This is a genomic window from Flavobacterium sp. 9AF (genome assembly GCF_902506265.1).
Lineage (GTDB): Bacteria > Bacteroidota > Bacteroidia > Flavobacteriales > Flavobacteriaceae > Flavobacterium.
The window spans coordinates 1,324,784-1,338,960 of record NZ_LR733556.1; the positions used below are offsets into that span (position 1 = coordinate 1,324,784).

Annotated in this window: 12 protein-coding genes; 9 read left to right on the forward strand and 3 right to left on the reverse strand. The window is 29.7% G+C overall.

From position 1 onward, the window contains the following. Positions 1-273 precede the first annotated feature (273 nt). Positions 274-2,457 (forward strand): lantibiotic dehydratase family protein, encoded by a 2,184-nt coding sequence (locus HALO113_RS06350; protein ID WP_159778223.1) that lies wholly within the window; start codon positions 274-276, stop codon positions 2,455-2,457. 49 nt (positions 2,458-2,506) lie between these two features. After that, positions 2,507-3,358 (forward strand): thiopeptide-type bacteriocin biosynthesis protein, encoded by an 852-nt coding sequence (locus HALO113_RS06355; protein ID WP_159778224.1) that lies wholly within the window; start codon positions 2,507-2,509, stop codon positions 3,356-3,358. A gap of 145 nt (positions 3,359-3,503) precedes the next feature. Here HALO113_RS06355 and HALO113_RS06360 read toward each other — a convergent pair whose 3' ends face one another. Both HALO113_RS06360 and HALO113_RS06365 read right to left on the reverse strand, forming a co-directional pair. Further along, the gene (locus HALO113_RS06360; protein ID WP_159778225.1) at positions 3,504-4,745 is read right to left on the reverse strand and encodes a hypothetical protein; all 1,242 of its coding nucleotides are present in this window, start codon (positions 4,743-4,745) and stop codon (positions 3,504-3,506) included. Next, positions 4,732-6,036 carry a DUF4270 family protein gene (locus HALO113_RS06365; protein WP_159778226.1) on the reverse strand — a complete coding sequence of 435 codons (1,305 nt, stop codon included), beginning with the start codon at positions 6,034-6,036 and terminating at the stop codon, positions 4,732-4,734. The genes HALO113_RS06360 and HALO113_RS06365 overlap by 14 nt, the downstream gene beginning before the upstream one ends. 229 nt (positions 6,037-6,265) lie before the next feature. Between HALO113_RS06365 and HALO113_RS06370 the strand changes: the two genes are divergently transcribed. The 5 genes from HALO113_RS06370 to HALO113_RS06390 all read left to right on the forward strand — a co-directional run bounded on the left by HALO113_RS06370 (position 6,266) and on the right by HALO113_RS06390 (position 10,273). Next, positions 6,266-7,120: a DUF6268 family outer membrane beta-barrel protein gene (locus tag HALO113_RS06370; RefSeq protein WP_159778227.1), complete on the forward strand. Its 855-nt coding sequence runs from the start codon at positions 6,266-6,268 to the stop codon at positions 7,118-7,120. Positions 7,121-7,125: 5 nt separating this feature from the next. Next, complete coding sequence (locus HALO113_RS06375) at positions 7,126-8,145, forward strand: kelch repeat-containing protein (RefSeq protein ID WP_159778228.1); 1,020 nt, start codon at positions 7,126-7,128, stop codon at positions 8,143-8,145. Further along, the gene (locus HALO113_RS06380) at positions 8,138-8,449 is read left to right on the forward strand and encodes a DUF4907 domain-containing protein (protein WP_159778229.1); all 312 of its coding nucleotides are present in this window, start codon (positions 8,138-8,140) and stop codon (positions 8,447-8,449) included. Before HALO113_RS06375 ends, HALO113_RS06380 begins: the two co-directional genes overlap by 8 nt. Before the next feature lie 227 nt (positions 8,450-8,676). Continuing rightward, entirely contained in the window at positions 8,677-9,558 is an 882-nt protein-coding gene (locus HALO113_RS06385) for a sensor histidine kinase (RefSeq protein WP_159778230.1), read from the forward strand. Continuing rightward, positions 9,548-10,273 (forward strand): LytTR family DNA-binding domain-containing protein, encoded by a 726-nt coding sequence (locus HALO113_RS06390; protein WP_236554608.1) that lies wholly within the window; start codon positions 9,548-9,550, stop codon positions 10,271-10,273. The genes HALO113_RS06385 and HALO113_RS06390 overlap by 11 nt, the downstream gene beginning before the upstream one ends. Positions 10,274-10,280: 7 nt before the next feature. Here HALO113_RS06390 and folK read toward each other — a convergent pair whose 3' ends face one another. Continuing rightward, a complete protein-coding gene (gene folK / locus HALO113_RS06395) occupies positions 10,281-11,420 on the reverse strand; it encodes a 2-amino-4-hydroxy-6-hydroxymethyldihydropteridine diphosphokinase (protein WP_159779566.1) in 1,140 nt (379 codons plus the stop codon). A gap of 119 nt (positions 11,421-11,539) precedes the next feature. Here folK and sppA point away from each other — a divergent pair, with 119 nt between their 5' ends. Next, positions 11,540-13,306, forward strand: a complete 1,767-nt coding sequence (sppA, locus tag HALO113_RS06400) for a signal peptide peptidase SppA (RefSeq protein ID WP_159778231.1) — start codon at positions 11,540-11,542, stop codon at positions 13,304-13,306. Between the two features lie 89 nt (positions 13,307-13,395). Next, positions 13,396-14,103, forward strand: coding sequence for a queuosine precursor transporter (locus HALO113_RS06405; RefSeq protein ID WP_159778232.1), 708 nt, complete (start codon positions 13,396-13,398; stop codon positions 14,101-14,103). Positions 14,104-14,177: the final 74 nt, after the last annotated feature.

Below are 14,177 nucleotides of genomic sequence, written 5' to 3' on the forward strand. Positions count from 1 at the left end.
ACGCACAAAAATTAAGAGAATATTCCCATTATTGGGCTTCTTTTGTCCTTTTAAAAGGTTAATATAGATTTTATAAATTTCTTTCATTTCTTAAATCTGTGTTCCTCTTTAAAAACAATTAAAAACTTATCAGGTTAACGAAAAGAAACATCACATGAGAGTCTTCATACCTCAGCATGACAAAAGTAGGTTGATTTTTGAAATTACCATTGACATTGAAGTCGCTATTTACATTGAAATTTAGAATTTTTTATTTGCAATTTAAAACCCGTTATGAATAACTTTTCTGCCTTTACTAATTTTATTTTACGAACGCCTCTATTGCCCGTTTCTTATTATGTATCTCTTTTAGAAAACTATAGTAAAGACAATTTGTTTGCCACTTTAGATAATCTATACATTAAAAACGCAATAGCCTTAGCTTCTCCAGAATTAGTAAGCGAATTAGAGAAATATAAAAAGAATCCTTCTCAATATCCCGCTGATAAAGTTAAATCTTTAGAAATTGCTTTATTAAAATACCTTGCACGTATTTCTTCTCGAGCGACACCTTTTGGCTTATTTGCAGGTTGTACCACAGGTCGTTTTGATAGCAAAACCACTATTCAATTGCAATCGCAAAAAAACTACACCACGCATACGCAGTTTGACATGCTTTTTTGGACGCATTTGCTACAAGAACTGGGTAAAAAAGAAAGTGTAAGAGATGGCCTTTTGTATTTTCCTAATACGTCGCTTTACCAAGTGGGTAATTTTTATCGTTATGTGGAATACCAATTTGTAAAAAAAAGAAGAGAACACATCTTATCGGCTATTCGTAAGAATGAATTTTTAGCTATTCTTTACCGTCATGCTGTTGAAGGAAAAAGTAGAAAAGCACTAGTAGATGTCCTTATTTCTGATGAATCGGAAAGAGAAGAAGCTTTTAGTTTTATTAATGACCTCATCGATAATCAATTTTTAATTAGTAATCTAGAAGCAACCGTTACAGGTGACAAAGAGATTGAAAGGGTACTTGCTATTTTAGCAAATGTAAATGATATTGCATCAGTAACACAAAACATTACAGAAATCAATTTGTTATTACAACAAATGACTATTGAAAATCATTTTGAGCTGAGTAAACAAATTACTGAAAAAGTAAAAACGCTAGAAATTGATTTTGACGAAAAATATCTTTTACAAACCGATTTGTATCTTACAACCCATGAGTGTACACTTAACTATAAAGTTAAAAAACAACTCCAACAAGCCATTGCTTTCTTAGAACGAACGCAAACAAGTTCGGTCAATCAAAATTTAGAAGCTTTTAAAAAAGCCTTTCTACACCGTTATGAAACTAAAGAAATGCCTCTTACGGTAGTTTTGGATACAGAAACAGGTATCGGCTATCTTCAACAGGTAAAAATGAATGATTCTCATGCTCTTTTGGATCAGTTTTCTATACATAAAAAAAATTCTTCAACTGCTACAGAAGAAAAATGGAGTGCATTTGATTATACTTTGGAAAACCAATTAAAAAATGCATTGGTCAACAAAGATTCCATTTTGGAATTACATGATACCGATTTTAAATCTTTTGTTTCTAAAAACGAACCATTACCTCCTACTTTTTCTGCTATGCTTGAAATGGTAAAAATCGATGATGAGGAAACCGTAGTTATAGAATCGTTAGGCAATTTTAGTGCAGCTAAGTTAATAGGTCGCTTTAGTAATGGACAAGCAACTATTGGCAAATTAGCGCAAGAAATTACCGATAAGGAAGCAACATTCTCTAAAGATGTAATTTTGGCTGAAATTGCTCATATACCCGAATCGAGAACGGGTAATATTTTAAGAAGACCTGTGTTGAGAGTTTACGAAATTCCGTATTTATCAAATAGTACCCTTCCAAAAGAAAAGCAAATTGAAATTAGTGATTTGTATATTCGCATTGAAAATAATGCTGTTATTTTACGATCAAAAAAACACAATAAACAAGTAATTCCTTGTTTGTCTAATGCACATAATTATAGTAGTAATTCATTGCCTATTTATCATTTTTTATGTGATTTACAAGGTCAACATACTCATCCTGTTTATAAATTCGATTGGGGACATCTACCCTATCATTACAATACTTTTCCGAGAGTCGTCTATAAAGGAGTTATTTTAGCGAAAGCCAAATGGTACATTTATAAAAAGGACATGGAAGGTATTTATTTTGGAACTGTTTTCACAAATTGGAAAAACCAAAACCAAATTCCAAAATATGTTACTATCGTTAGTGGTGATAATACTTTATTATTAGATCTTGAACAAGAAATTTGCTTTGAAATCATGCAAAAGACAGTAAATACAAACGGTAAAGTTATACTTGAAGAGTTTTTATTTACCAATGATAGTGTGGTAACAGACAAAGAGAATGCTAATTATGCCAATCAATTTATTGTGTCTTTTTATAAGGAGTTAAAATAAGAGCATTGAATTTGATTATTGACATTGACATTGAAAATAAAATTAATATATGAATAGAGAATTTAGTTTAGGTAGTGAATGGTTGTATTACAAAATTTATTGTGGAGTAAAAACAGCCGATTTTATTTTACATGATTATTTAAAAGAAACCATCCAACAATTACTTGATGACAACTCTATTTCTAAATGGTTTTTTATTCGTTATAACGATCCAGATGCTCATCTAAGATTACGTTTTAAAGTAGATCAAGCAGAAAAATTAGGCTCAGTCATTAGTAAATTATATGCTGTTTTTACAGTGCTACAAAAGGAAAACCTCATCTGGAAAATTCAAACGGATACTTATTCTCGCGAATGGGAACGCTATGGCATACACTCTTATGAATTGTCGGAAAGTCTTTTTCAAGCGGATAGCGAATTAATACAAGATTATATAGGGTTAAAACCTTATTTTGAAAAAGAAAGTACTTCTCTTTTATTTAGTTTTTTGTCTATCGATCAATTTCTAACGCTTTTTGGTTTAGACCAAAAAGAAAAATTAAAACTTTTGGATCGAATGCAACTCGCTTTTAAAAAGGAATTTCAAGCAGATAAAACCCTAAAAAAAGAATTGGACAAACATTATCGAGAGTTAGAAAGCTTCATTATTTCCATTTTAACAGAAAATAAAAAAGAACATTTTAATCCTATTTATGAAAGTGTTTATTTAAAAAATGAAAAAATAAAAAACACGATTGTTTCTCTTAAAAAAGAGCTTGAAATTGAATTATTTTCTTTTTTAAGCAGTCACATTCACATGATGCTCAACCGACAATTTACCTCTCGACAACGCGAATATGAATTGCTGGTCTATGATCATTTGTATCGTTATTACAAAATGTGCTGTTTTAAAAAGGAATAAAATGTTCTAAAAAAACAACTAAAATTTACCCATAGGGTGTACTTATTAAAAATGTTGCTTTGCCTGTTTTGAATGGTAGGAAACAAGCGCATCCAAACTTTACACTCAAAGCAACGTATTGAAAATCGGCTATACTTTTACTCTTTTAATCAATTTTTCTTTTTCTAAACCAATTATCAGCAAAGCTTAAATTAACAGTTAAAGAGTGAAATTGTTCTTGTACTAAAATATTAGAAACGATACCTTTTATACCATAAGAATAAGCAAAGTTGAGTACATTTTTTGAACTTCCTAATGGCAACCCTAAACCAAGTGTGAGTCCAGTTGTAGCAATTTTGTTATTATTTATTTTTATACTTCCATCATCATAGTAATAACCTATTCTATATCGCTTACTATTCCTAGTTATAAGACTTTCTTTTCCTGTATATTCTAATCCCAAACTAAATAGATTAGCATCTGTATAAGAACCCGTATTGTCTTTTAGATTAGTAGCATTCCAAAAACTTCTTTTATAATCTGCAATAAAACTATAATTCTTAAAAGTATATTGTAAGCCTAAGGTTAAATCGGTAGGAAGTGTGTAGTTATCTATTCTTACATCTTCTGTGCTTTCAATATTATAATACGCTTCGCCTACAATGCGATTCACTTCTCTATCTCGGGTAGCTTTTAAATTATTGGAGATATTTACAACCGATGCCAAACGTAAACTAGGCGTAACCTGATATTGTAGTCCTGCTCCTAGCTGTGCTCCTTTGTAAAAATTAGTATCTTCAAAAAGAAGATAATCACCATCTAAAAAAACTGTTTCCGATTGTTTAATGGTTCCAAATAGGTATTTAAAAGTGAGTCCCATATTTAATTTTGAAGTTATTTTTCTTCCATAATTTATGGTAAACTTGTTTAAACCACCACTACCTGTTATTAAACTATAATATTGTTCTTGTGTTCCATTTATATTTTCTACTAAACCATTAAAGGTATAACCCACTTCTGTAAAAGGTTGTAAAGACACACTTAGTCCTGATTTTGAATTGAGAGGAAAAGCCATACTTAAATTGGAAAAAACCAAAGAGTAAGCTTTTCCTTGATTGGTTTTATCGCCATAATTGTTCCATTCTCCTTTTCCTCCTACATCTAAAAAAAAGGTATTTAAATGGATACTAGCTAATGAAGCTGGATTCAAGTTATTTATTTCTTTATCACTAGACAATGCAATTCCAGCTCTACCTAATGAATTGGTAACACCTGTATTGGCATCGTTGTTATTTCCTAATCCAAAAAGCGAATATGGAGAAGAAGTAAGATTATTACTTTGGGCATATCCTTTGGTAAATAATACGAAAAAAAACAAAAGGGGTAGGATTAACTTATTCGTTATCATAGTAGAGCAGTGTCAGTTTTACTTGGGCTTTATTTCTAGAGTGATGGTTACTATTTAACAGCAATCTATTAGTGGTAATACCGTGGTTAAAGGGCATGAATATGAGTCCGTAGTTTCTATAATAATTATTAGAAAGAATATTTTGTAAAAAGGGCGCAATTGCAACTGTTAGGTAGGCTTCATTAAATTCCGGATTTTCATTTTTAATATAAGCATTTACTTGTGCTCCATTACTATCAATTAAGCTACTAACTACTTCATTGTTTATATCTACTACAAAAACCCGAAGCGAATCTCCTACATAGAGATTTTTATTATACAGATTTTTATCTAAAGGAATTTTTAAATCGGCTTTGTAAATATTGCCTCCTAAATTGTTCATGCTTTCTTTAAAACTAGGGAAAGTCACTTTAGTTGTAATTCCTACTCCGGCTTGAATGTAAGTAAGATGATTTAAACTGGCTTCATCTATCTCGTTTTCTTGATTTAAAAAATCAACCGGTAAATTTGTTCCTGTTCTATCGCTCTGAATATTTGAAAAATGATTTCTGTAAGTAGAAAAATCAGAATATTCAAAATCATAACTTAGTGCATTTCCTGGATCGGAAGGATCAGAATGATAAAAACGAAGATAGGAATTTGATATATCAAAAGATATCATAGAGGCATTTTCATCTGAAGAGGGAGTTATTTTTAGTCCTTTAAACACTTCATTTAATTCATCTTGGTTACTAATTGCCCCTGTTTTAATCTTATTAAAAATTAAAGCCCCAAAAGCAGCGTCTAAGGTTATTTTTACACTATCTTTTGCTATTCTAGGATAAAAAGTGCGTTCTCCTAATAAATTTATAGTCGGAATTTCTTGCGCATTGTAATAATTGGTTTGACCATTTCTATATTTAATTCTCTTACTAATATCATAAACTTGGATCTTTTTTTGTAAAAGCGTATCATTATAATAATATCCTGAGTATTTTAAATTCAGTACGATACTATCAAACACATAAGTATTATCTATATAATAACTAGAGGGTACAAAATAAGCATAACCACTTGCAGTTGTTTTTCCAAAATAGGGATCTTGATATTGACCTACTAAAATTTTACTATACAAATCGGTTGCTAAACTGTCTATTTTAAGTGTAGACATGGTAAAGGAGATAGAGTCTATTACTGTAAAATCTACTTTGCTATCGATTAATGCATTAGATGGCGTAAAATAATCAATTTCTTCGTCTGAGCAGGAGATTAAAAAGAAGCTTACAATAAATAAGTAAAAAATGTTTTTCATCTTTTTTTTGCCCAAATGTAATTTTGTAAGTCGTATAATTAAATTGTTTTATACCAATCCGTTAAAATGACCTACACCTTATTTTTTTTTATCGATATGTCCAATGGAAATCTCTTTTTGTAGGGAATCGAAAAAAAAAACTGATTTATAGATAAAAAAGACGCACGAGTATATCTTTTTTTTAGTGTCCTTCTTAATAAAATACTTTTGGCTCACAATCCCATCTACTATGAATAAATGGCAATTTTTTATTATTCTATTGAGTGTTAGCAAAGGACTTTCACAAAATAAAAATAGCTTACAATATACTCGTTCTTATGACACGAATAAAGAGGTGATCTCTACAATTTCAGATGATTTTCAATATGAATTGCATTTTAAAAAAGGATACCGTTTTTTTTCAAATTTTAGCACTACTTCACTTCATTTTTTAACTGAACTAACAGAATATAATTCGTATAACATAGAAAACTTATACTCTTTTGATATAGGATTAGAAAAAAGCATCCCTTTAAATGCCACAACTAATCTAGTATTCATGGTTAATCCTCAAATAAGGACAAACGATTTTGAATCTGAAATTAGTAATTCTTTATTATTCAATTCGTCTGCACTTTTTGAAAAAAAATTTAATTCAAAATCGCAATTAAACATTGGTATAAGTTATGGGACATTGTTTGGATATTCTCGTTTTTATCCTGTATTTGATTTCAATTACCGTTTTAATGAAAAACTAAAAGTGGTAATTGGTTTTCCAAAATCGGGTCTTTTTTTCAACTGGTCCCAAAAGAACGAATTGGCACTAGAAACAGCATACCGCTCTTATTTTTCTCACATTACTAATACTGTTTCACGAGCAAATGCTACATCTGTTTTAGAATACCAATCGCTTTTTTTTAACAAAACAACGACGTCTTTATCCTACAATTATAATTTTTCAAACACAAGTAAGATAACATTATCTATAGGAAAAAGCTTTAATAACAAATTAGAAATCAACGAATACGATATAGAAACAACAAATTACAGTTTTAAAAATGATTTTATTATTTCAATGGGAATTAAGTTTAATTTAAATAAATAGAAAAAATGGTAAAAAAAGAAAAATGGTTAGAAAAGAAATTGATACCCATACTATTAGGAATTATAGTTACTAGCTTAGTCAGTTGCAACAAAGACGATGAAGATGATGAAGACGATATAGGCAACTGGGTAACAGCGGCTACTTTTGATGGGATTGCTAGAAGTAATGCCTCTAGTTTTGTAATAGGTGAAAAAGGATATGTAGGAGTAGGTTATGATGGAGACAATTATCTAAACGATTTTTGGGAATACAATTTAGAAGGGGGTTATTGGATACAAAGAGCTAATTTTCCAGGAGAAAAAAGAAGTGCTGCCTCTAGTTTTTCTATAGGAAATTATGGTTATATAGGTGCAGGATATAATGGCTCTACTGAAAAAAAAGATTTTTACAAATATGACCCTACATCTAATTCTTGGTCGCAAATTGCAGATTTTGGTGGAGATGTAAGACGAAATGCTGTTTCATTTAATTCAGACACAAACGGCTATGTGGGGTGCGGCTATGATGGTGTAAACGACAGAAAAGATTTCCATAAATATGATCCTAATACAGATACTTGGACCGAACTTTTTGGCTTTGGAGGTAATAAAAGAAGAGATGGAATTACCTTTAGAATTCAAAACAAAGTTTATATGGGAACAGGAAAATCTAATGGTGTTAATTTGAGGGATTTTTGGAGTTTTGATTTGGATACTGAAGTATGGACAAAACTGAGAGACATTGCTGTTAATAGTGATGATGATGACACTTCTGAATATACTATTTTGAGAAGTAATGCTGTAGGTTTTGCTTTAAATAATTATGGCTATGTGTGTTTAGGTACTCCAAACACTACCACTTGGGAATACAATCCTAATACCGACTATTGGAATAAGAAAACTACTTTTGAGGCAGTGTCTAGACAAGATGCAGTAGCTTTAAATTTTAGTAATCGTGCTTTTGTTTTATTAGGAAGGTCTAGTAATTTATATTTAGATGATATGTATGAATTTAAACCTTTTAATGAACAAGTTGACAATGATTAAGAATCTATTAATTTACGTTATATTTGTGTTAGTATTTCAATTATTTTCAGCTTGTAAAGAAAAAGCAATTGCTTTTGATGGAATCGTTTATCAAATAGAAGAAAATAAATTTGGATACGAAATTTACCTGCAAGGAAAACCATTCATTAAACAAGAAAATATACCTGCTATTGAAGGAAATCACTCTTTTAAAGACAGCTTAGATGCTCTAAAAACCTTAGACAAGGTTCTAGAACGTCTAAACAAAGGAGAAAAACCTTCCTTAACAGAAAGCGATATTCAACAATTAAAAATTAAAATTTGATTTCTAATTTTAATAAAAGGGTGTTTTTAAAAAAGAATTACCAAACTAAATATGTCATACATTTTTTAGTTTGGTTCATCTTTTTTGTTATTCTCATGTATGATTACTTTTTTAATAAAGGAGTGTTCAATTATTTTCTTCTAACTCTTTTTCTCGTTTGCGTTTGTATCTTTTACATTAATTTTAATTTTTTAGTAGAACAACTCATTGTCAAAAAAAAGGGGTTATTGTATATTGTTTCCTTATTACTTTTATTTGGCTTTACGTATACAGTCATTAGTATTGCATCTGTAAAATTTGATTATTTACGAACAAATTTTAGACCTCCTGCAATGCCTGCTTATGAAATTAGACCTGCTCTTCCTGCTAATGAAATTAGATTAATCAAACCAACCCCACCAAGGCACGTTTTACCTAATGTTGTTATTTTTTTACTGGTTATTTCAGTTAGTTCTTTTTTAAAATTATATGAATTTTTAAATGAAAATTTTAAACGTCAAAAAGAAATAGAAAACGAAAATCGAATTACCGAATTGAATTTTTTAAAAGCACAATTAAATCCACATTTCTTTTTTAATTCTTTAAATACAATTTATTTTTTGTCGATTGTTCAATCTCCAAAAACACCACAAGCCATTCTAAATCTATCTGATTTAATGCGCTACATGCTTTCTGATAAAAACAACACGCCTATAGATAAAAAAGTAAGTTTAGAAGAAGAAATTGAATACATTAATAACTATATAGAACTACAAAAACTTAGAATTACCACAAACAATATTATTATTTTTAAAGTAGAAGGAGATATCAAATCGGTTACTATCTATCCCCTTTTGTTTATTTCTTTTATTGAAAACGCTTTCAAATATGGAGTACATCCTGTTTATGAAGAAGTTATATTAATAGAATTTAAAATTATTGATGGCATTTTAGATTTTAATGTGGAAAACCAAATTCATTTCCAAAAAAAGGCAACTGATTCTTTCAGTCTAGGAAATGAGAATTCTATAAAAAGATTAAATTTATATTACCCAAACAATACATTAATTATAAACAACAATAACAATAAATATCAGCTATCCATTAAAATAGATTTAAATGAATATTAAGGCAATTATTATTGATGATGAACCTTTGGCAATAGAAATTTTAAAGAAATATTCTGATACCATAGACAATTTAGATATCATTCAAACTTTTACAAATCCTATTGAAGCGATTCGCTTTATAGCTGAAAACCCTATTGACTTAGTTTTTTTAGACATTGAAATGCCTATGATTAATGGTGTTGATTTAGTCGAATCGTTGAGTGTAAAACCAAATATTATTTTTACCACTGCTTTTCCTCAATATGCTGTGGAAGGATTTAATTTAGATGCTGTGGATTATCTATTAAAACCTATTTCTTATAAGCGTTTTTTAAAAGCCATCAATAAAATTTATAACGGCTCCTTTCAGCATGTAGAAGAAATTTCCGACAATCAACCTATTTTTATAAATAATCCAGAAAACAAGTATATTTTTATAAAATCGGATTACGAAAACATTAAAATTACTATCCAAGATATCAAATATATTGAAGGTTTAAAAGACTATTTAAAAATCAATTTAGCTGATGGTAAGTCTGTTCTTACTTTATCAAATTTTAATAATCTTTTAGAAAAAATAAACAATAAAGATTTTATTAGGGTTCATAATTCCTATGTGGTTAATTTACAACATATTAAATCAATTCAAAAAAATAGGATTATTATAGACAACCTAAGAATTCCAATTAGTGAAACCTACAAAAAGGATTTCTTTGAAAAAATTAAATTGCAGTAAAGTAATCTTACTTATTGTTTATCTTGTTTTTAATTTGATTAAGTAAAAAAACATAATCTTCTTGTCTTTTCACAAAATCTAGATCTGATACATCAATGATTAATACATTCAAATGTGTTTGCGACTTGATATAGTCTAGATAACCTCTATTAATTTTTTCTAGATATTGAGCCGGTATCTCTTGTTCATAGTTACGCCCTCTTTTTTTAATATTCGATAAAAGTCGTTCGGTGTTTTGGTACAAATAAATGTACAAATCTGGTTTAGCCGTTTCACGATGAATAATATCAAACATAGTTTTATACAATCGAAACTCATCTTCATTGAGTGTAACCTTGGCAAAAATTAAAGATTTAAATATATGATAATCCGCAACAATAAAATCTTTAAATAAATCAAATTGTGCTAAATCATCATGCAATTGCTGATACCTATCTGCTAAAAAAGACATTTCTAAAGGAAAAGCATAACGATTTTGGTCTTTATAAAACTTGGGTAAAAAAGGATTATCTGCAAAACGTTCAAGTACTAACTTTGCATTACAATCTTCCGCTATTTTAGTAGCCAAAGTCGTTTTTCCAGCACCTATATTGCCTTCAATAGCAATGTAATTATACTGTTGCAATCCTAAATTCTCAATGGGTGAAGCTAGAACATGCACCACTTTACACACACTAGAATCTTTAGTAACTTCTAGTAATTCGGCTACCGTTTTCTTTAATATTGGATGTTCCCAATAAGGTTGTATTTCTTTTAAGGGCAACAAAACAAAGTTTCTGTCTTGCATTCTTGGATGTGGAATTTGCAAGTTTTCGGTTGTTATGATATCATTTTCATAACTAATAATGTCCAAATCAATTATTCTAGCCTCATACCCTTTTTCTTGGGTGCGCACACGTCCCATTTGTTTTTCAATTTTTAACAATTGAGAAAGAATCTTCTGTGGACTTTTATTTGAATGAATCAGTAAAACGGCATTATAAAAGGCTGCACTTTCAAAACCCCAAGAAGGTGTTTCATATATTTTGGAAATTTTAACAACACTGGCTATTTGTTCATGTATAATAACGGTGGCTCGAGAAAGATTTTCTAATCGATTTCCTAAATTACTTCCTATAGAAACTAGTATTTGATGTTGTTTTTTCATCTGTGGCAAAATAACAAACATTTTTAGACTTATAATTTCTATTTTCTATTTTTTTATGAACATGTAACTTTTTATTCATTTAGCATACATATATCTCATATAAATTAAATGGATATAAAATGAAATTTTTAGGAAATGTGTTAGCCACTGTAATAGGAATCTTTGTTTTCTGTATGGTGTTCTTCTTTGGATTTATCTTACTTGGTGCTATATTTGGTGGAGATAATGATACGGTTAAAGTGAAAGAAAACTCTGTTTTAGAACTCGATCTATCTAAAGTAACTCTTGATTATGGCGGAAAAATAAACTTTAAAGAATTCAATTATTTTGAAACAAAACATGATGGTTTGATTGACATTCTTAATGCTATAGAAGCGGCAAAAACAGATAATAAAATTAAAGGAATCTCTATTTTAAACAATGAGTTACAATTAGGGATGGCTCAAAGCAAAGCATTGAGAGATCAATTAGAAAACTTTAAAAAATCGGGCAAATTTGTGGTCGCCTACTCTAATTTTATTTCGCAACGTGATTATTATTTAAATTCGGTTGCCGATACCTTATACTTGAATCCAATAGGTGAATTAGACTTTAAAGGCTTGTCTTCTGAAATAATTTACATGAAAGAATTACAAGAGAAAACGGGTATTAAAATGGAGGTAATTCGTCATGGAAAATACAAAAGTGCCGTTGAGCCTTTCTTAGCTCAAGAAATGAGTCCGGAGAATAGAGAACAAATTACTGTTTTATTAAATTCGGTATGGAATACGATTGTGAGTGACATTTCGAAAAGTAGAAAAATTTCGGTTGATAGTTTAAATAGCATTGCCAATTCATTAGGTGCACGTACTCCAGAATTAGCTTTAGCAAAACACATGATTGATAAAATAGCATATGAAGATGAATATCACGAAGCTATTAAAAAACAATTAAAAGTAAAAGAGGATAAAGATTATGACACGGTTGATATTTTAAAATATGCTAAGAAAGTGGCCACTTCTTCTACTGATTTCTCGGTAAAAGATATTGTTGCTGTTGTATATGCTCAAGGAGAGATACAAGGTGGTGAAGGAGACGTAAACATTATTGGTGAAGGAGCAGTAAAAAGAGCACTTAAAGAAGCAAGGGAGGACGAAGACGTAAAAGCCATTGTATTACGAGTGGATAGTCCTGGTGGAAGTGCACTAACCTCTGAATTAATCTGGAGAGAAATTGAAATTACAAAGAAAGTTAAGCCCGTTGTGGTATCTATGGGAAATGTAGCGGCTTCTGGTGGTTATTATATTTCATGTAATGCGAATAGAATTTTCGCTGAACCTAATACAATCACAGGATCTATAGGTGTTTTTGGGATGCTTCCAAACATGAACGAATTAGGAAAAAATATTGGTATTAATGCAGAACAAGTAAAAACACATCAAAATGCTTCTGGGTATAGTGTTTTTGAACCCGTAGATGAAAATTTTAAAGCTTTCACATTAGAAAGCATTGAAAATATCTACAGTACTTTCTTAACTAGAGTAGCAACAGGAAGAAAAATGACACGCGAACAAGTAGATGCTATTGCTCAAGGACGTGTATGGACAGGAGCTGATGCGTTAAAAAATGGATTAGTTGATGAACTTGGTGGCTTAGAAGAAGCCTTAAAATATGCTGCTAAAATAGCAAAGATTAAAGAATACAGAATTGAAAATTATCCAGAATATGATAAATCCTTTGAAGATTTAATTGGTAATTTTACAGGAATTTCAATGTTTCAATCGAGAGAAACTTTATTAAAAGAACAAATTGGTGAAGAAAATTTCCGTTTGCTAGAACAAATTAAAAGAGCCAATCAATTAAAAGGAGTGCAAGCCATTATGCCTTTTGAACTTCAAATAAAATAGTTTTTTCTTATATCATAAATTACAAAAGCTATTTCTTTCTTAAAGATTGAAATAGCTTTTTTTGTAACATTGTAGTTAAATTTAAACCAATGACTACAGAAAATAAATTTTTAGCACAACGCATCTATTTAATCCTTACTAGTTTATTTATTTGCTCTTTAGTAGTTTCTAATTTAATTTTTCAGAAATTCTTTTATTGGTATCCTTTTGGAAACGTTGAATTTTTTGGAGCAAAACTATTTCAAATCTCTGTAGGCATTATTCCATACCCTATTACTTTTTTAATTACCGATATTATTTCTGAAATTTATGGCAAGAAAAAAGCCAATCAAGTGGTTACCACAGGTATTTTTGCTTCAATATTTTCTTTAGGAATTATTTATATTGCTAATTTGGCTCCGGCTTTGGAAAATTCTCCAGTAAGTGACGCATTATTTTCAAAAGTTTTTGGTCAAACTGCTTTAGCGGTCATTGCTTCTATGCTAGCCTATTTATTTGCTCAGTATATCGATATTCAAGTATATCATTTTTGGAAAAAAATAACCAAAGGAAAAATGCTATGGGTTAGAAACAATTTTTCCACAATGACTTCTCAAGCTGTAGATACCCTTTGTGTACTTTTATTATTATGCAGTTTTAACATCTTAGCATGGAATTTATTTCTTCCTTTGTTCATTAGTGGCTTTCTTTTCAAAGTCATTATTGCACTCTTAGATACGCCATTTATGTATTTAGCAGTCTACTATTTTAGAAAAAAATTTCATTTAAAAACGAATGAAGAGTTAAATATTGATTAATGAAAATTATATAAAAATTTATCCTTTTCTTAGTATGATTTTTTTGATTTTGGTATTACATTTGTAATACAAAC